The sequence below is a fragment of the Nocardiopsis nanhaiensis genome (genome assembly GCF_054778635.1).
The window spans coordinates 24,822-43,907 of sequence record NZ_BAAGZJ010000014.1; the positions used below are offsets into that span (position 1 = coordinate 24,822).

Annotated in this window: 11 protein-coding genes; 7 read left to right on the forward strand and 4 right to left on the reverse strand. The window is 69.4% G+C overall.

What is annotated here, in order from left to right; translation table 11 throughout:
- Window positions 1-146: 146 nt before the first annotated feature.
- The gene (locus ACYVD1_RS09185) at window positions 147-4,688 is read right to left on the reverse strand and encodes a DEAD/DEAH box helicase (RefSeq protein WP_460770284.1); all 4,542 of its coding nucleotides are present in this window, start codon (window positions 4,686-4,688) and stop codon (window positions 147-149) included.
- Between the two features lie 144 nt (window positions 4,689-4,832).
- On the opposite strand from ACYVD1_RS09185, the gene ACYVD1_RS09190 reads away from it, so the two are divergent.
- The 3 genes from ACYVD1_RS09190 to ACYVD1_RS09200 all read left to right on the forward strand — a co-directional run bounded on the left by ACYVD1_RS09190 (window position 4,833) and on the right by ACYVD1_RS09200 (window position 8,038).
- Window positions 4,833-5,027 carry a DUF3046 domain-containing protein gene (locus ACYVD1_RS09190; RefSeq protein WP_460770286.1) on the forward strand — a complete coding sequence of 65 codons (195 nt, stop codon included), beginning with the start codon at window positions 4,833-4,835 and terminating at the stop codon, window positions 5,025-5,027.
- A 181-nt stretch (window positions 5,028-5,208) separates the two neighbouring features.
- Window positions 5,209-7,422: an intein-containing recombinase RecA gene (gene recA / locus ACYVD1_RS09195; RefSeq protein WP_460770289.1), complete on the forward strand. Its 2,214-nt coding sequence runs from the start codon at window positions 5,209-5,211 to the stop codon at window positions 7,420-7,422.
- The gene (locus tag ACYVD1_RS09200; RefSeq protein ID WP_460770291.1) at window positions 7,415-8,038 is read left to right on the forward strand and encodes a regulatory protein RecX; all 624 of its coding nucleotides are present in this window, start codon (window positions 7,415-7,417) and stop codon (window positions 8,036-8,038) included. The genes recA and ACYVD1_RS09200 overlap by 8 nt, the downstream gene beginning before the upstream one ends.
- 80 nt (window positions 8,039-8,118) lie before the next feature.
- Here the strand turns inward: ACYVD1_RS09200 and ACYVD1_RS09205 are convergent, their stop codons facing one another.
- On the reverse strand, window positions 8,119-10,230 hold the full coding sequence (locus ACYVD1_RS09205; RefSeq protein ID WP_460770293.1) for a S9 family peptidase: 2,112 nt from the start codon (window positions 10,228-10,230) through the stop codon (window positions 8,119-8,121).
- A 322-nt stretch (window positions 10,231-10,552) separates the two neighbouring features.
- Between ACYVD1_RS09205 and ACYVD1_RS09210 the strand changes: the two genes are divergently transcribed.
- From ACYVD1_RS09210 to miaB, 4 genes are all read left to right on the forward strand, one after another.
- Complete coding sequence (locus ACYVD1_RS09210) at window positions 10,553-11,587, forward strand: TAXI family TRAP transporter solute-binding subunit (RefSeq protein WP_460770295.1); 1,035 nt, start codon at window positions 10,553-10,555, stop codon at window positions 11,585-11,587.
- Window positions 11,588-11,652: 65 nt separating this feature from the next.
- Window positions 11,653-12,123, forward strand: coding sequence for a DUF1850 domain-containing protein (locus ACYVD1_RS09215; protein WP_460770297.1), 471 nt, complete (start codon window positions 11,653-11,655; stop codon window positions 12,121-12,123).
- Window positions 12,124-12,165: 42 nt separating this feature from the next.
- Window positions 12,166-15,162 (forward strand): TRAP transporter permease, encoded by a 2,997-nt coding sequence (locus tag ACYVD1_RS09220; RefSeq protein WP_460770301.1) that lies wholly within the window; start codon window positions 12,166-12,168, stop codon window positions 15,160-15,162.
- A gap of 193 nt (window positions 15,163-15,355) precedes the next feature.
- Window positions 15,356-16,822, forward strand: coding sequence for a tRNA (N6-isopentenyl adenosine(37)-C2)-methylthiotransferase MiaB (gene miaB / locus ACYVD1_RS09225; RefSeq protein WP_460770443.1), 1,467 nt, complete (start codon window positions 15,356-15,358; stop codon window positions 16,820-16,822).
- 125 nt (window positions 16,823-16,947) lie between these two features.
- Here the strand turns inward: miaB and ACYVD1_RS09230 are convergent, their stop codons facing one another.
- A complete protein-coding gene (locus tag ACYVD1_RS09230; protein ID WP_460770304.1) occupies window positions 16,948-18,228 on the reverse strand; it encodes a cytochrome P450 family protein in 1,281 nt (426 codons plus the stop codon).
- Between the two features lie 18 nt (window positions 18,229-18,246).
- A complete protein-coding gene (locus tag ACYVD1_RS09235) occupies window positions 18,247-18,987 on the reverse strand; it encodes a TetR/AcrR family transcriptional regulator (RefSeq protein ID WP_460770306.1) in 741 nt (246 codons plus the stop codon).
- Window positions 18,988-19,086 lie beyond the last annotated feature (99 nt).

The window sequence follows — 19,086 nt, forward strand, 5'->3', positions numbered from 1 at the left end:
TCTCCAGCGCCACGGTTGCCTCCCAGGATCTCAGTGCGCGGACCGGCGAAGATTCTCCCGCGAAGACCAGAGACGGGCGAACGGTTTTCCGCCCCCTTACCCAACCCCGCCAGCTCCGGGCGAGCCCGAACCACTGCCGCCCGCCCTCACCGGCGCAGGCGCAGACCCTTCGGCGTGACGTGGAAACCAGCCGACACCAACGCGGTGTCCACCGGCGTACCGAACACCTCCCCGCCGTCGGCGCGCTCCACCGTCAACGACTCCACCGACCCGCCCCGCACCAAGCCCGCCAGCGCACCCGCGGCCCGCTCCAGCAAGGCCGGCGACGACCCGAAAGTCAGCACCGACCGGCCTCCCCGGCCCAAGTACAGCGTCAACCGCCCACTGTCCACCACCACCAGCGCACCCGCGAGCCGACCCGGCCTGTGCGCCACGTCCATCCCGTCCGCGCCAGCGGGCCAGGCAAGCGCCGCACCGAAGGGGTTGGCCGGATCCGTCGCGGCCAACACCACCGGGTCACCCTCCCCGCCGGGGCCACCAGCTGCACCACCGGACAGTGCCCGCAACCGGTCCACCGCACCCGGCAGCGCGAACTGCGCCCCACCGAGCCCCTCCACGAAATACCCCCGGCGGACCTGCCCCGCCTCCTCCATCGACCGCAGCACCCGGTATTCGTCCTGCGTGATCCCACGCCCCTGCTGCCCCTTGAGCAAGAGCCCGTCACGCTCCAACCGCGCTTCCACACGCGCCAGCGTGCGCCGCGTCGGGTCCGGATCGGGAACCGGCAGCGCCGACCACCGGCCCGCCGCCGTCGGCGGCCCCGACCGCGTGGGTAGAACCGGGCGCCGCCGGGCACGCGACGACGACCGGCGGGGAACCGGCCGAGCACCCAGCACCGACCGCAACGGAGCCAAGCTGTCATTGGTGACACACCCCGACCACACCAACTCCCACAGCGCCGCCACCACATCGGCGTCCGAGACCACCGCCCCACCCAAAGCACGCGCGACCCGGTCCGCGATGTCCCGGAAGAACAGGGCACCGCCCTCCCGCAGCACCCCCAGGACCGTGTCCGAAAGCGCCCCCTCCTCCGGCCAGAAGGGCTCGGGCAGCAGCAGCGGCGCCTCATCGGCCGGAACCAGCGTCAACCAGCCGTCCTCACCCGGCAGCGTCCCGACCCCGGCCCACACCACCTCACCGGCCTGCGTCAGCGCGTCCAACGAAGCCGGAACGTACCCCTCAACCCGACACGGCAACACCAGCGACTCCAAGGCAGAAGCCACCAAAGGCGCACCCCGCAACGACTCCACCGCCTCGAACACCGCGTCCGGGCCGCGCAACCGCTCACCCGCCACCGCCCGCTGCCACAACGGCGCGAACCGGGCCAACGCATCCGGGCCGACCGGTTCGACCTCCCGCCGCAACCGGGCGATCGACCCCCGACGCAGACGCCGCAGCACGTCGCTGTCGCACCACTCCGAACCGCTACCACCGGGCCGGAACCCGCCCCGCGCCACCCGGCTGCCCCGGGCCAACTCCCGCAGCGCAGCCTCCACCACGTCCCGGGCCAACCCCAGGCGATCCGCCGCCTCCGCTGACGTGAACGGCCCGTGCGTGCGCGCGTACCGCGACACCAGATCCAACACGGGCGACTCCACCGGCTCGAGAAGGGCACCCGGCACCCCCGGCGGCGGCTCCGCCCCAAGCGCGTCCCGCAACCGCGCCACATCCTCCACGGCACACCAGCGCTCACCCCCGGCCACCCGCATCCGCACCGCGCGCCCCGCCGCCGCCAGACCGAGCAGCCACTCCTCCCGCACACCCCGCTCGGCCGCCTCCGCCGTGCTCAGCGGACCCACCTCCCGCAGCAGATCCGCGGCACCCTCCAGATCCCGCACCGGCGCCGCGACCCGCTGCAACAGAGCACCCGTGCGCTCCACCACCTCCGGGTCCAACAGATCCCGCAGATCCGCGGTACCCAACAGATCGGCCAGCAACGACGGATCCAGCGTGAGCGCCTGCGCCCGCAACTCAGCGGCCGGAGCATCACCCTCGTACAGGAAAGCCGCCGTGTACTCCATCAGCAACGACCCGGCGAACGGCGACGCCTGAGGCGTCTCCACCTCCACCACCCGGATCCGGCGCGCCCGCACATCAGAGAGCACCTCCGCCAACGCGGGCACGTCGAACACGTCACGCAGACACTCGCGCACCGTCTCCAACACGATCGGAAACGACCCGTACCGACCGGCCACCGACAACAAGTGCTGCGACCGCAACCGCTGCTGCCACAACGGCATCCGCCGATCCGGCCGCTGCCTGGGCAACAGCAGCGCCCGCGCCGCGCACTCCCGGAACCGCGACGCGAACAGCGCCGAACCGGCGAGCTCGTCGGTGACCAGCGTCTCCACCTCCTCCGGATCCACGGACACCAGTCCGGCCAGCTCACCGGCCCTCCCGACCCCGCTCAACTCCACGTCCGGCAGCCGCAGCACGATCCCGTCATCGCCGTGCACCACCTGCGCGTCCACCCCGAACCGCGCACGCAGCCGCCCGCCGATCGCCAGCGCCCAAGGAGCGTGCACCCGCGCACCCAACGGCGAATGCACCACCGCCCGCCAGTCACCGACCTGGTCACGGAAGCGCTCGATCACCACCGTGCGGTCATCCGGCACACTCCCCGTCGCCTCCCGCTGGTCCGCCACGTACTCCACCAGGTTGTCGGCGGCCCAACCGTCCAACCCCGCCGCCGCAGCCAGCTCCCGGCCCGCCACCCGGTCACGCGAAGCCAGCTCGCGCGTCAGCTCACCCACCGCACGCCCCAACTCCGCAGGACGCCCCAACGCGTCCGCCTTCCAGAACGGCATCCGACCCGGCCTCCCCGGCGCCGGCGACACCATCACCCGGTCGGCGGTGATCGCCTCGATCCGCCACGACGTCGAACCCAGCACGAACACGTCCCCGACCCGGGACTCGTACACCATCTCCTCGTCCAGCTCGCCCACACGAGTCGGCGCCTTGCTGTCGGAGTCCGACGCCAGATGCACCCCGTACAGCCCGCGGTCGGGGATGGTGCCACCGCTGATCACCGCCAACCGCTGAGCCCCCGGCCGCCCCCGCAACACATCCCCGTCCCGGTCCCACACCACCCGCGGACGCAGCTCGGCGAACTCATCCGAGGGGTAGCGCCCCGACAACATGTCCAACACCGACTCCAACACCGAATCGGCCAGGTCGGTGAACGGGGCCGCACGCCGCACCAGCGCCGCCAAGTCGGCGACCGGCCAGTCGTCCATCGCCACCATCGCCACCACCTGCTGCGACAGCACATCCAACGGATTGCTCGGCATCTCCAGCCGCTCGATCCCGCCCGCGCGCATCCGCTCGGTCACCACCGTGGTCGCCAACAGGTCGCCCCGGTACTGGGGCAGGAACACCCCGCGCGACGTCTCACCCACCTGGTGGCCCGCGCGCCCGACCCGCTGGAGGCCGTTGGCCACCGACGGGGGAGCGGCGACCTGGACCACCAGGTCCACCGCGCCCATGTCCACCCCCAGTTCCAAGCTGGACGTGGCCACCACGCACCGCAGCCGCCCCGCCTTCAGGTCGTCCTCGATCACCGCCCTCTCGGCCTTCGACATGGAACCGTGGTGGGCGCGGGCGATCACCGCTTCACCGCCCCGGCTCTGCTCGGACTGGCCGGTGACCTGGGCGGCGACCTCCTCCGGCGGGAGCCCGCCAGCGCCGCCCCGTTCGCCGTACAGGTCGTTGAGGCGGGCACACAGCTTCTCGGCGGTCCGGCGGCCGTTGGTGAACACGATCGTCGACCGGTGCTCCTCCACCAGCTCCAACACCCGGCGCTCCACGTGCGGCCACACCGAACCCCGGCTCATGGTGTTGCCCGCCCGCGGGTCCGGCGGCACCCCCTCGGGCGAAGGACCGCCCGGCTCGTCCAGGTCCGGAACCGGAGCCTCCACCCGCAGGTCCATGTGCGGGGTGTCCGGCGGCGCCACGACCGTGGCCCCGCCCAGGTACTCCGCCACGGTCTCCCGGGGGCGCACGGTCGCGGACAGACCGATCCGCTGGGCGGGCCGGTCCAACAGGGCCGCCAACCGCTCCAGGCTCAGGGCCAGGTGGGCGCCGCGCTTGGTCCCCGCCAGGGCGTGCACCTCGTCGACGATCACCGTCTCCACCCCGGACAGGCCCTCGCGGGCCTTGGAGGTCAGCACCAGGAACAGGGACTCCGGTGTGGTGATGAGCACGTCCGGCGGACGCGCCGCCTGCCGGCGCCGCTCCTGGGCCGGGGTGTCCCCGGTGCGCACCCCCACCGTGACCGGCGAGAGCTCCTCGCCGGAGGCCTCGGCCGCCGCCGCGATCCCGGCCAGCGGCCGCCGGAGGTTGCGCTCCACGTCCACAGCAAGGGCCTTCAGCGGCGACACGTACAGCACGCGGCAGCGCCGGGACCGGTCCTCGGGGACTGGCGCGTGGGTGAGCCGGTCCAGGGACCAGAGGAAGGCCGACAGGGTCTTTCCGGAACCGGTCGGCGCGACGACCAGGGTGTTGCGTCCCTCGGAGATCGCCTGCCAGGCCTGGGCCTGGGCCGTGGTGGGGCCGCCGGGGAAGGCCTGGTCGAACCAGGTCCGCGTCGAGGCACCGAAGGGTTCGAGCGGGTTGGTCGCAGGGGTCATGCCGCCAGTCTGGCGAAGGGTTCGGACAGAACGGGGGAGGACACCCGGGGACGCAGACGGCTGGGACCGGGGTAGCGGGGTGAGACCGGCCCCATCCTGTGGACCGGGCCGCGCGGGTCCGTTCCATCACCCATACTGATGGCGATGAGACTCACCCTTTTCTGGCGCAGCATGCACGAGCAGTTCGGCGAGGCCTACGCGGAGAGCCTCGCCAAGGACTACGTCATCGAAGGGCTCGGATCCCGGACCGTCAACCAGGCGCTGTCCGACGGGATCGGGCCCAAGGAGGTGTGGCGGGCGGTGTGTGACGCGTTCGACCTTCCCGCCTCCGCCCGCTGACCTCGGCCGAGGCCCGACACAAGAAGATCCGACACGGCAGGGGTCTGTCCCGGCATTCGAACAGGGGTTCGGGTAGTCTGGGTTTTCCACAGGCCGACGAGGAGCGTCGCGATTGTCGTAGCGACCGCGTAGCGTCAGGCCCATTATGAAGAAAAAGGCATCGACCCAACAGGGGAACCCCGTGGCATCTGGAGACCGAGACAAGGCTCTCGAGACAGCGCTCGCGCAGATCGAGCGGCAGTTCGGCAAGGGCTCCGTCATGCGCCTGGGCGACGACGACCGCCCGCCGATCGAGGCGATCCCCACCGGAGCCATCGCCCTGGACGTCGCCCTCGGTATCGGCGGCCTGCCCAAGGGCCGGGTCGTGGAGGTATACGGACCGGAGAGTTCGGGGAAGACGACCGTCGCCCTGCACGCGGTGGCCAGCGCCCAGAAGATGGGCGGTATCGCCGCCTTCGTCGACGCCGAGCACGCTCTCGACCCGGTGTACGCCAAGAAGATCGGTGTCGACACCGACAACCTCCTCCTCTCCCAGCCGGACACCGGTGAGCAGGCGCTGGAGATCGTCGACATGCTCATCCGCTCGGGCGCCGTCTCCATCATCGTCATCGACTCCGTGGCGGCCCTGGTGCCCCGCGCTGAGATCGAGGGCGAGATGGGCGACAGCCACGTCGGCCTGCAGGCCCGCCTCATGTCCCAGGCACTGCGAAAAATCGCCGGCGCATTGAGTTCCACCGGAACGACCGCCATTTTCATTAACCAGCTTCGTGAAAAAGTCGGCGTGATGTTCGGCTGCATGCATTACAATACCCGCGTGACATTGGCCGATGGCACGCAGGAGAAGATCGGCAAGATCGTCAACCAGAAGATGGACGTCGAGGTTCTCTCCTACGACCCCGAGCGGGACGAGGTCGTTCCGCGTCGCGTCGTCGACTGGTTCGACAACGGTGTGGCCGACCATTTCCTCCAATTCACTGTGGCGCGGTCGGGGAAGAACGGTCGTTCGCAGTTCGCCGCGACCCCCAACCACCTCGTGCGGACCCCGGGCGGCTGGCGGGAGGCCGGAGAGCTCCTCCCCGGCGACCGTGTGCTGACTTCGCAGACGCATTACCTGAACGAGCAGCAGCGGCAGGTGGTCTTCGGCGCCCTCATGGGGGATGGAAACCTCTCCCCGAACACGCGGGGGCGTACGGGTACCCGCTTCAGGATGGGCCAGGGAGCAGCACAGGCTGACTACCTGGACTGGAAGGTCTCCCTGCTGGGCAACATCGGGTGCACCCGGACCAGTAACGCCAAGGGTGCGGTCTTCGCCGACTTCACCCCTCTGCCCGAACTCGCCGAGCTCCGCGAGGCCGTGTACTTCGGAGATGGGAAGAAGCACCTGAACTGGGAGTTCATCAAGGCGCTCACCCCTTTGGCGCTGGCCGTCTGGTACATGGACGACGGATGCTTCACGGTGCGGTCCAAGGGGGCGCAAGGGCGCACCGAAGGCGGCAGCGGCCGTATCGAGATCTGCGTCGAGGCGATGAGCCCCGGTACCCGTGAGCGTCTCACCGACCACCTGCGCGACACCTACGGACTCGACGCCAAACTGGTCAAGCGTGGCCAGCGGGCCATCTCCTACATCCAGTTCAGTACCGCCGCCAGCGCCCAGTTCCAGGAACTGGTGGCACCGTACGTGCACGAGTCCATGGCCCACAAGCTGCTCCCGCGCTACCAGGACCAGTGCCAGGTGGTTCCCGAACTCGCTGAACCGGTTGATCGCCTGGTGGCCTCGCCGGTCCTGGACATCCAGGTCAAGCCGGAAACCCGCAGCATGCGCAAGTTCGACATCGAGGTGGAGGGCAACCACAACTACTTCGTCGACGGTGTCATGGTGCACAACAGCCCTGAGACGACGACCGGTGGAAAGGCGCTCAAGTTCTATTCCTCGGTGCGTTTGGATGTGCGGCGCATTGAAACTCTGAAGGACGGCACCGACGCGGTGGGAAACCGGACCCGCGTCAAGGTCGTGAAGAACAAGATCGCGCCGCCGTTCAAGCAGGCGGAATTCGACATCCTCTACGGCGTCGGGGTCTCCCGTGAGGGCAGCCTGATCGACCTGGGGGTCGAGCACGCGATCGTGCGCAAGTCCGGGGCCTGGTACACCTACGAAGGAACCCAGCTCGGGCAGGGCAAGGAGAACGCGCGCAATTTCCTGCGGGAGAACGTCGACGTGGCCCTTGAGGTCGAGAAGAAGATCAAGGAGAAGATGGGTATCGGCGGTGGTGACGACAGCGCCTCCACCACCGCCGAGGACAAGGACGCCAGGGCCGAACCGGCCAAGGACGAGGCCAAGGCCCCCGCCAAGCGGGCCTCCGCCAAGACCACCAAGGCGCCCGACCCGGATGCGTGAGCGGCGCCGGTCCCCTGACCGCACCGGGCAGGCCCAGGCCGACCCGGTGAGCGCCGACGACGGGTCCGTTCCGGACGGGCAGGACCCGTCCGGAACGGACCCCGAGGGCAAGGCCCGCGACAAGCTGGAGAGCAGGGCGAGGAACCTGGTCCTGCGGATGCTCACGCACTCGCCGCGCACCCGCGCCCAACTGGAGCGGTCCCTGTACCGCAGGGAGTACCCGGACGAGGTGGTGGAGTCGGTCCTCAACGGCCTCGACGAGGCCGGGCTGGTCGACGACGAAGCCTTCGCCCGAGCGTGGGTGTCCTCGCGCCAGCACAGCCGCCACCTGTCCCGCCGGGCCCTGTCGCGGGAGCTGCGTACCCGGGGCGTCGAGGAGGAGACCGTCCGCGAGGCGGTCGCGGAGGTCAGTGACGAGGACGAGCAGGACGGTGCCCGGTCCCTGGCCCGCAAGAGCCTGCGCGGCAGCCGGAACAAGGACGAGGAGGCCCGGATCCGCCGTGCTCTCGGCGCCCTCGGCCGCAAGGGCTACCCGGGCGGCCTCGCCTACCGGATCGTCCGAGAGGAACTCGAACGGGAGGGCCTGGACGTCGACCTCCCCGACCCGGAGTTCTGAACGCCCGGCGGTGAACCGCACCCTGCTTTCTGCGCCGCCGTTGACGAGGGCGCCCGCCGCCGACAGGCAGCGGGCACCCGTCAGTCCCGTTCGGCCGTTTCGCGGACCACCGGCTCACCGGTCCCGGCGGTGACCCCGGACTCGGGGGTGACCTCGGGCAGCTGCTCGGCGACCGGCAGGTCGTCGTCGCCGTCCTCTGCTTCCGGTGCGGTTTCGGGGCGCGGCTCCGGCGGCTCCGTGGTGAGCTCCAGCGGCTCCACCCCCGGCTCGAAGCCGAACACCCTGCCGTAGAAGGCCAGTTCGGCCTCCAAGGAGCGCACACGGGCTTCTTCGGTGCGGAAGCCGTGGGCCTCGCCCTCGAACTCCAGGAGTGCGTGCGGCACCTCGCGCTCACCGAGGGCCTTGGCCATCCTGTAGGCCTGGTCCGGGGTGACCACCGGGTCGTCCATGCCTTGGAGCAGCAGGACTGGGACGTCGATCTCCCCGATCCGGTTGATGGGGGAACGCTCCCTGTAGGTCTCGACGAAGCCCGGCAGCGAGCCGATCAGCGTGTCCAGGAAGCGCGACTCGAAGTCGTGCGTGGTCTCGGTCAGGCCCAGCAGGTCGGCCACACCGAAGTACGACACCCCGCAGGCGAACACGTCGCCGGTCAGGGCCAACAGCGCGGTGAGGCCGCCCGCGCTCGGGCCGCGGATGGCCAGGCGCTTCGGGTCGGCCACGCCCTGTTCCACCAGGGCCCGGGCCGCCGCCGTGCAGTCCTCTACGTCCACCGCGCCCCACTCCTTGTGCAGGCGCTTGCGGTAGGAGCGGCCGTAGCCGGTGGAGCCGCCGTAGTCGACGTCCACCACCCCGATTCCGCGGCTGGTGAAGTAGGCCTTGACCAGGTCGAGTTCGCGGCGGGAGTGGCCCACCGGGCCGCCGTGCGCCCACACCACGTACGGGGCGGGCCCGCTAGAGGAGGCGTCGGGGTGTGTGGGCGGGTAGACGTTGGCGTGCACCGGCGCGCCGTAGCGGCCCGGAAGCGTCTCCACTCGGGGCTCGGGCAGGTAGGCGGGGTCGGGGCCCTCCGTCATCGAGCGCTGGAGTACCTCGACGGTGCGGCGCACAGGGTCCAGCCGCACCACGCACCCGGCGGTGTCCGTGGAGGCGGCGATGGCGACCACGCTCAGCCCGTCGGAGTCCAGCTGCGACCAGGAGGTCAGGTCGGTCGCGACCGGTTCCAGGTCCAGGGTGTCGGGGTCGTACACGCTCGGCCGCATGGCGGTGTCGCCGTGCAGGGCCACGACCCGCCCCGACTCCAGGATCTGGAACGGCCGGTCGCCCAGCTGCCACGGCGGGGTGTGGAACTCCTCCTCGGCCGGGTACAGGGCGATCGCCTGCCCTTTCAGGCCCGCCTGGTAGAGGTTCCAGAAACCGGGCCAGTCCGAGGCCAGGTACAGGGTGCGCTCGTCCGCCCAAGTGGGGGAGAGGACGGACTCGTCCACGCCGCCCTTGAGCGTGTACTCCCCTGACAGGCCGGTGTCGGTCAGTTCGCCCACCCGGAGTTCGGTGCCGTCCCAGGGCATGCGCGGATGGTTCCAGCGCACGTACGCCAGGTGCGCGCCGTCGGGGGAGGGGGTGGGTGAGGCGTAGAAGTGCGCTCCCGAGGCCAGCTCGCGGATCGCCGCCGGGTCCTCGGCGCCCCGGCCGGAGAGCGGTACGGACACGATCGAACGGCGCACGGTTCCTTCGGTGTGCTGTTCGCGCACGCAGACGACCTGCTTGCCGTCCGTCGTCAGTGCGGGGTCGGCGTAGCGCAGCGCCCCTCGCGCAGCGGGTTCGGGGGTGAGGGGTACCGGTTCCCTCGCGCCTCGTTCCAGCAGGTAGAGGCGCTGGTCGGAGGCCGCGGCGAAGACCACCCCGACGCGGGGGATGGCCTTGTCATCACGCCGGGGGACCGGTAGGTAGGAACGGCCGCCGTACTCGTGCACCCTGGTACCCACGCTCCATGGCGCGGGGAGCAGGTCGGAGACGGTGCCGTCCGCGTCTCGCCGCACGAGGGTCGTACGGCCCTCCTCGGCCGGTCGGTACTCCTCCCACCAGACCTCGTCGCCCCGAACGGACGGGTACGCCATCCGGCGCACCCCTCGGGCGACGTCACCGGCGCTGATGGGTGATGGCCAGGAGCCGTGGGGGCTCGACAGTTCAGACATGTCCCGCTCAGGATGGGTCGTTGGTGTGATCAGATGACATGTCGACCTTAGTCCCCAGCGTCTGAGTTGGGGGAGGCCGCGAACCGCCCTGATCTGTCCGAGACCGGAGCGGTCAGTCGTGTGACCCTGGGCAGGGGGTCAATCACGGGTGTGACATCGTTTTCTTTTCGTGACGCACGCGACACAGGCAGGGCATGCGCCGCAGTTTATGATTTCGCGGATATCACGTGGTGGCCGATGGGGTTCAGGTGGTCGTCGGCACTGGTCGACGGTTTCCTGGGGAGGGTACATCGTCACCGAACTGCTAGAGAGGATGCCAGCGATGAGCAAGGCAGGCAGGACCGCCCGGGCCTCCGTGGCTTTCGCCGCGGCCGGTGTGGTCGCACTGTCCGCGTGCGCGGCGCCGGAGGATGTGGACGGCCCCGGCGACGGCGACGCCGACGAGGAAGTGTTCCTTCAGCTGGCGACCGGTTCCACCGGCGGCACCTACTATCCGCTCGGTGGTGAGATCGCCCAGCTCTGGACCAGCAACATCGACGGCCTCCAGGTGGACACGTTCGCCACCGGCGCCTCGGTCCAGAACCTCCGAGCTCTGGAGGGGGAGACCGAGGACGAGGAAGAGGGCGCGATCGACCAGAGCGAACTCATCATGTCGATCAACGGTGTGGCGATGCAGGCCCAGGACAGCGAGGGTCCGTTCGCTGACGAGCCGCTCGCCAACCCGGACGACGTGTACGCGATGGGCAACATCTACCCCGAGGTCCTGCAGATCGTGGTCCGGGAGGATTCGGACATCGAGACGATCGAGGACCTCGAGGGTGCCAACGTCGAGATCGGTCCTCCCGGCAGCGGCAGTGAGGTCGCGGCCCAGCAGATCTTCGACATCTACGGTGTGGAGGACGTCAACACGTTCGACAGTCCCTTCGGCGACGCGGCCACCGCGCTCGGCGACGGTCAGGTCGACGCGGCGTTCGGTGTCCTCTCCGACCCCGCTGCGGGCATCATCGAGGTCTCCGCCAACAACGACGTCCGCATCCTGCCGATCGAGGGCGAGGGTGCCGAGGAGATGATCGAGGGCGACCCGAGCTACACGCCCTACACCATCGAGGGCGGCACGTACTCGGGCCAGGACGAGGACGCCGAGACCCTGACGCAGTGGGCCACGCTGTACGGCACCTCGGCTCTGGACGACGACCTCGCCTACGACATCACCCGCGTGATGTACGAGGAAGCGGAAGCGATCGGCCACGAGGTCGGTAGCCAGGTGGTTCTGGAGACCGCGCTCGACGGGCTGGGCGACCTCGAGGTCCACCCGGGTTCGGCGCGCTACTTCGACGAAGAGGGCGTCGTCGACTAATGACCTACCCGTGTGAGGCCGTCCGGTGGGTATCGGGCGGCCTCGCGCTTGTACTGGTTCTGTCGGTGTCCGTGTTGACGCTGACCGGATCCGTCGGGCCGGGCCCAGCCTGGTTCGGCATCCGGCACGCGCACAATCAGGCGACATTGCTGAGCCTTCCGGTCGAGATCGGCCAGCGCATCGAGTTGAGCCACACGCACTCCGTGCACCGGCGTCCGGTGCACGAGGTCTACTCGGTTTCGCCGTCCTCCGGGCTGGCGATGGAGGAGATGCGTTTCGACGCGCACGGCGCGAACCTCCCCTCGGGGCCTGAGACCGTCGGCGGGGTGACCACCACCTTCGAACGCGAGGGTTCCGGTTACCGTGTCGACCACCATGGGCGCCCGCTGGGGACGGTTCGCATGATGGTCGGCAGTGACGATGTCGACCACACGTTGTCCGTCGCGGGAAGGGATGTCCGGCTCTTGGACCTGGCGGGTCCGGGAACGGGCGTCGAACTGTATGTGCGGACCCACCTGGGTGGGTCGCACGAGTGAGTGAAGGCCGGGGTTCCCCCGCCTAGGACAAGGACGAAGCCGATGACATCCGACCACAAGTCCACCGGGGATCCCGGTGGTGCCGCCACCAGGGGCGGCGGTCAGAACGGGGGCGACCGAGATGTCGTCCTCGAGAAGAAGATCGAAGAGGATCTAGCGGCTCTCGAAGACCACGACTTCACCGAGGACACCGGTGTCGAGGGCAACCGCACCGAACTGCGGCCCCTGTGGCACTGGCTGGTCTTCTTCGGTGCCCTCACCCTCGCCGTCTTCCACCTGTGGACGGCGTTCACCCAGATCCTGCCCCCGATGCAGCAGCGCTCCTTCCACCTCGGGATGGGCCTTGCACTGGCCTTCCTGCTCTTCCCCACCAAACCGCGCAAGGTCCACCAGCACCGTGGTGCGTTCTACGGCGCGGCCATGGCCTTCACGGGCACGTTGATCGGGTACATGGCGGTGGGCGGGTTCTCCGGCGGGAACCCCGCCATGTACCTGTACCTGCCCCAGTGGGCCTTCGGTGCGCTGGCCGTGATCGCGCTGGGTTCGGCCTACGGCCTGATCCGGCGCCGGGGCCCGGTCGCCGAACCCTCGGCGGCCCAGCGCTCAGCGGGGTACACCCTCTTCGTCCTGTCGGCGCTGGCCAGCCTCGACCTGGTCACCAGTGACGCCGGTGGCGGGTACTTCTTCCTGCCGGTCCTGGGCGTGGTGCTGCTGGCGGCCACGATCGGCCTGTCGGTGGCGCTGCTGTGCTTCCCGGAGGCGCTGCCGAAGGTGCTGTGGACCTTCGTCACGACCTGGGGCATGACGGTCCTCGGTGTGCTGGCGCTCGTGTACATGGCCACGGCCAACATCACGGGCTGGAACGTCCTGGCTCCGGCCTTCGTGATCCTCCTGTTGGTGCAGGGCGCACGCTATCTCCACTGGAACATCTTGGGGATGCCCGCCTTCGACGTCGTGCTGGCCGGTATGGGCCTGTTCGCCGGCCTGTACATGTTCATGAACTACCAGGAGATCGTCGAGACGGTCGGCATCCGCAATCCCACCTACGTCATGGTGGGCACCATCGGCATCCTGCTGATCCTGGTGGCGGCTTCGCGCGTGCTCGGTCCGGCCCTGGTGGTCCTGGCCGGGGGCATGCTGGCCTTCGCCTACTTCGGCCAGGAGATGCCCGGCTTCCTGCGCCACCGCGGCGCGAGCGTCGACCAGATCATCACCAACATCTTCGTGGGCACGGAGGGGGTCTTCGGGACACCGCTGGGTATCTCGGCGACGTTCATCTTCCTGTTCATGATCTTCGCCGCGATGCTCCAGCGCACAGGCATGGAGAAGTTCTTCACCGACGTCGCGCTGGGCTTGACCGGCTCCGCGGTGGGCGGTACAGGCAAGGTCAGCATCATCACCAGCGCCTTCTCGGGAACCATCACCGGTAGCTCGGTGGCCAACACGGTCTCCAACGGCGTGTTCACCATCCCGCTGATGAAACGGTCGGGGTTCAACTCCGAGTACGCCGGGGGCGTGGAGGCGGCCTCCTCCACAGGTGGCCAGATCCTGCCGCCCATCATGGGTGCGGGCGCTTTCATCATGATCGAGTTCACCGGCGCCAGCTACCAGCAGATCCTCCAGGCGGCGGCGATCCCCGCGGTCATGTTCTTCGTCTCGCAGTACGTGGTCGTGCACTACGACGCGAAGCGCTGGGGCGTCGGGGGGCTGCCCAAACACCTTCTGCCGAACGTGCGCCAGGTGATGCTCACCCGCGGCTACCTGCTGATCCCCATCATCGCGATCTTCGCCCTGCTCACGGCCGGCTACTCGCCGATGTTCTCGGCGATGGGCGCGGTCGCGGCCACGGTCGGCGTCAACCTCGTGGTGCAGCTGCTCAGCATCCCCTGGGAGAAGGTGGACGGGAAGCTGCGTCCGCGGGCCGTTGGCGTGGCCCTCTTCCTTGCGGTCAGGCTGGCCCTGCCGATCATCGTGGCCGCCGCCGGCGCGTCGGTGGTGGCCACCGCAGTCCAGTTCGCCAACACCACGTTCGATCTGGGCATGGACCGCGGTGTGGTCGCCCTGGCCGTGTCGGTGCTCATCACGCTGACCGCCATGGCCGTCGCCCTGATGTTCAGGAAGTGGAAGGAGACCAGGAACGACCAGCTCAACCTGCACTCCTTCATGGACGGGCTGGTCGGTGCCGCCCGGTTGGCGATGCCGATCATCATCGCCTGTGCCTCCGCGGGCATCATCGCCGGTGTCATCACGACTACGGACCTCGGGCTCAAACTCAGCGCGGGCCTTCTGGGACTGGCCAGCACCATCACCGACGGCATCGCCTACGCCATCACCGCGGTCGCGACCTCCCCGCTGTTCGCCTGGACCGGTGCCGGTCCGGAGTTCGGGGCCCAGGCCGTGGTCGACCTGCGCCTGGACCTGGCGCTGGTGCTGTTCATGTCGATGATCGCCTGCCTGGTGCTGGGTATCGGCCTGCCGACCACCGCCAACTACGTCATCACCGCGACCCTCGCCGCTCCGGCGATCGTGATGGTGCTGGAGGGCGAGTTCGACACCCGCACGCTGTCGATGATGCTGATGGCGCACATGTTCGTGTACTACTACGGCGTGCTGGCGGATATCACACCGCCTGTCTGCCTGGCCTGTTACGCGGCCTCGGGCGTCTCCGGCGGTGATCCGATCCGGACGTCGTTCTACGCCGTGCGCGTGGGCGTCGCCGCGTTCGTCATGCCGTACATGTTCGTGTTCTCCCCGGAGCTGCTGCTCCAGGACGTGAACCTCGTCACGGGCACGATCGCGCTGATCTCCGGCATCGTCGGAGCGAGCCTGGTGGCGGTAGGTCTGGTGGGTTTCCTCGACCGCTACATCGCCTGGTACATGCGCGGTGCGCTGATCCTGTCGGGCCTGTTCGTGGTCTCCTCGAACTACTTCACCACTGTGCTGGGCATCGCCCTGGCCGCGGCGGTCATCTTCTACGAGCGCTGGGCGACCAAGGACATGGAGAAGGTGGAGCCCAAGCCGGTCACGCACATGCACTGATCCGGACGTGCTTCCAGCCGTGCCCCGACCCGCCGGGTCGGGGCACGGCCTCTTTCTCGGGTTTCTCGGGATGTTTCTCGGGGGCCGTCCCCGCGGGCGTTCCCCTCCGTTACCGAACCGGACCTGCCACCCGTACCCGGGCGCCCACCGCAAGGGTTAGCCTGAAACGGTGAGCCAGAGTCGTACCTACCAAGTGCGTACCTACGGCTGCCAGATGAACGTCCACGACTCCGAGCGCCTCTCCGGTCTGCTGGAGGACGCTGGGTACGCTCGCGCAGCTGAGGACAGCACCGCAGACATCGTCGTCTTCAACACCTGTGCGGTCCGGGAGAACGCGGACAACCGCCTCTACGGCAACCTCGGGCATCTGCGTCCGGTCAAGGACGCCCATCCCGGGATGCAGATCGCCGTGGGCGGGTGCCTGGCCCAGAAGGACCGCGGCGAGATCGTGCGCCGCGCCCCCTGGGTCGACGTGGTGTTCGGAACGCACAACATCGGTTCCCTGCCGACTCTGCTGGAGCGCGCGCGTGTCCAGCGCGAGGCGCAGGTGGAGATCGCCGAGGCGTTGGAGCACTTCCCGTCCACGTTGCCCAGCCGCCGTGAGTCCGCCTACGCCGCCTGGGTGTCGATCTCGGTGGGGTGCAACAACACCTGCACCTTCTGTATCGTGCCCGCTCTGCGCGGCAAGGAGAAGGACCGCCGCCCCGGCGACGTGCTCGCCGAGGTCCGGGCCCTGGTCGAGGAGGGCGTCACCGAGGTGACGCTGCTGGGCCAGAACGTCAACGCCTACGGCAGTGAGTTCGGCGACCGGCAGGCCTTCTCCAAGCTGCTGCGCGCCTGCGGCGAGATCGAGGGCCTGGAGCGGGTCCGCTTCACGTCTCCGCATCCGCGGGACTTCACGGACGACGTCATCGAGGCCATGGCCGAGACCCCCAACGTCATGCCGCAGCTGCACATGCCGCTGCAGTCGGGGTCCAGCAAGGTCCTCAAGGACATGCGCCGCTCCTACCGCCAGGAGCGTTTCCTGGGCATCGTGGAGAAGGTGCGCGCGGCGATGCCCCAGGCGGCGATCACCACCGACATCATTGTGGGTTTCCCCGGTGAGACGGAGGAGGACTTCGAGGAGACCCTCCACGTGGTCCGCGAGTCCCGGTTCTCGATGGCGTTCACCTTCCAGTACTCCAAACGTCCTGGGACCCCGGCCGCCACCATGGAGGGCCAGGTGCCGCCGGAGGCCGTCAAGGAGCGCTACCAGCGGTTGGTGGCGCTGCAGGACCAGATCTCCTGGGAGGAGAACCAGAAGATGGTCGGCCGCGAGGTCGAGCTGATGGTGTCCGAGGGCGGGGGCAAGAAGGACGGTGCTCACCGCCGCCTGTCCGGCCGTGCCCCCGACAACCGCCTCGTGCACTTCGCCGTGGGCGATGCCGAGGAGCCCCGGCCGGGCGACATGGCGACCGTGGAGGTGACCTATGCCGCCCCGCACCACCTGGTCGCCGACTCCGGTGTGCGGAACCTGCGCCGGACGCGCGCCGGTGACGCGTGGGATGCCCGTCAGGGCAAGCCGGTCCGGATCAGCAAGCCGGACGTGCTGCTGGGCATGCCCAAGGTCGGGGCGCCCGCCGAGGAGCCGGCCCCCGCGGGCGGCTGCTGCGACGCCTGACCCGGAAGGCTCTCCGAGGCCCCCGGTGCGCTGCCTGAGTTCGGGCGCGGTACCGGGGGCCTTCCTGATTCCCCTGGGCAGGAGGGGTTTGTTCCCGGGACACGGGGATCCTCGGGTCCGGGCTCTTAGGGTGTGAGCCGCAGGGGCAGGGTGCTCAGCCGTAGGGCCCCTGGGACCAGGTCGGGCCGGGGCGGGCGGCCGGGGACCAGGGCGAGGTCGGGGAAGGTGTCGAAGAGCGCTTGGACGGCGACCTCGCCCTCCTGCCGGGCCAGGGCGGCACCGAGGCAGTAGTGCATGCCGTGGCCGAACGCGACGTGCGCCTCGCCGGGCTTCCCTTGGTGCCGGGTGATGTCGAAGCGGTACGGATCGGGGTGCACGTTCGGGTCCCGGTTGGCGCCCGCGACGAGCGCGATGGCGCGTTCCCCCGCGGCTACGTCCCCGCACTTGAGTCGGACGTCTTCGGTGGCGTAGCGGGCCCGGGTGATGACGGCGGTGCCGCCGTAGCGGAGCATTTCGTGGACGGCGGCGGGCAGCAGCCCCGGGTCGGACCGGAGCAGGGAGAGCTGTTCGGGGTTCTCGAGGAGTGCGCGGGTGCCGTTGCCCAGCAGGTGCGCGGTGGTCTCGTGCCCGGCGATCACCAGGCTGAACACCATGGTGACGAGTTCGGCCCCGCTGAGCCGCCCGCCGTCCTCGTCCCGCTCCCGGATGAGCGCGTCCAGGAGGTCGTCGTGCGGGGTCTCCCGGCGTTCGGCGATCATCCGTTCGATGTGGTCGATCATCTCGCCGAGGGTCTCGTTCATCTCCGTGGGGCGGGACGGGTCGAACCTGGTGAGCTGATGGCTCCAGGCCAGCCACTGGGCCCGCTCCTCTTCGGGGACCCCGACCAGGTCGCAGATGACCGCGATGGGCAGCGGGTAGGCGAAGTGCTCGATCAGGTCGACCACGCCGTCCGCGTCGGCGTGCGAGGGGAGTTCGGCCAGCAGGTCCGCGGTAATGCGTTCGACGCTGGGGCGCAGCTCCCCCACCCGGCGGACGGTGAAGGTCCGGGAGACGAGTTTGCGCAGCCGGGTGTGGTCGGAGCCGTCCTTGTCCAGTACGGACTCGGTCAGGTAGGTGACCAGGTCGGGACGGATGCCCAGGGTCGCCAGGGCGTGGGTGCGGGAGGCCCCCTCAGTGCCTTCGGGAACGTTCTCCGCGTTCACGACGAACCGCCGGTCGCTGAGGATGGTGCGCGCGTCCTCGTCGTCGACGAAGACGCGCGCTTCCTGGCCGTCGACGAAGAGTACCGGTGCGGAGCCGCCCGCCTCCCGGATCCGTTCGATCACCCTGAACGGTTCCTCGACGAACTCCTGTTCGCGCAGGTTGAGTCGGTTGTCACCGGGGGTGGACGTGGCTGCGGTGGGCATGGTGACTCCTCGGGAGGGCTACGTGGTGCGCTTGACGCGCTTCTGTTCCTCGAGCTCGCTGTTCAGCCGGTGGCGGAGCCCCTCGAAGAGGGCGACGGCCTCGGCCTGGGCGGATCTCATGGCGGTTTCGGCGACGTCCTGCTCCAGGAGCAGGCGGATGCTGCGGGCGGTCAGGTCGGCCCTGGCATTGACGTCGGGTACGGGAAATCCCTGTTGGGCGAGCAGGGAGTCGGCGACGAGGTGCCCGGTGACGGTGGCGCTGTAGGCGTAGATCTGCTGTTCCGCGGGGAGCTGCGTGCTGAGCACCCCGTGCTCACCCAGTACGCCCCAGTATTCGGCCAGGACCTCCTGTCGGGCTTTGGCCAGGTCGCCGACCTGGTCGGTGACGGTGCGGGAGAGGGTGCCCAGTGCCTCTGTGTCGTTGGTGAAGATCGCCCGGATGATCGGCGCGCCGAACTGCAGGAGGTAGATGTTGCGGGCGATCTCGCTGGGCCGCACGGCTTCCGGGTCCTCGCGCATGAGCTGAACGAGGCGGGTGACCATACCGTGCTGGGCGCGCATCACCACGGTGAGGAACAGCCGTTCCTTGGTGGGGAAGTGCAGGTAGACCGTGCCCTTGCCCACACCCGCTCTGCGGGAGACGTCTTCGATGGTGGTCTTGCGGTGGCCCCAGGCCACCATGAGCTCCTCCGCAGCGTCGAGGATGCGGTCGGCCCGAAGCTCGCGTTCGGTCGGGGACTGGTTGGCGGTCGGGGACACGGGCGGCTCCTCTGGTTCGGGTGGTGCGAAGACCATATCCAGCCCCCGTTCCTCGGCCGCGCCCTTCTGACTGTGTGACCGAATTTCAAATATGGTCAC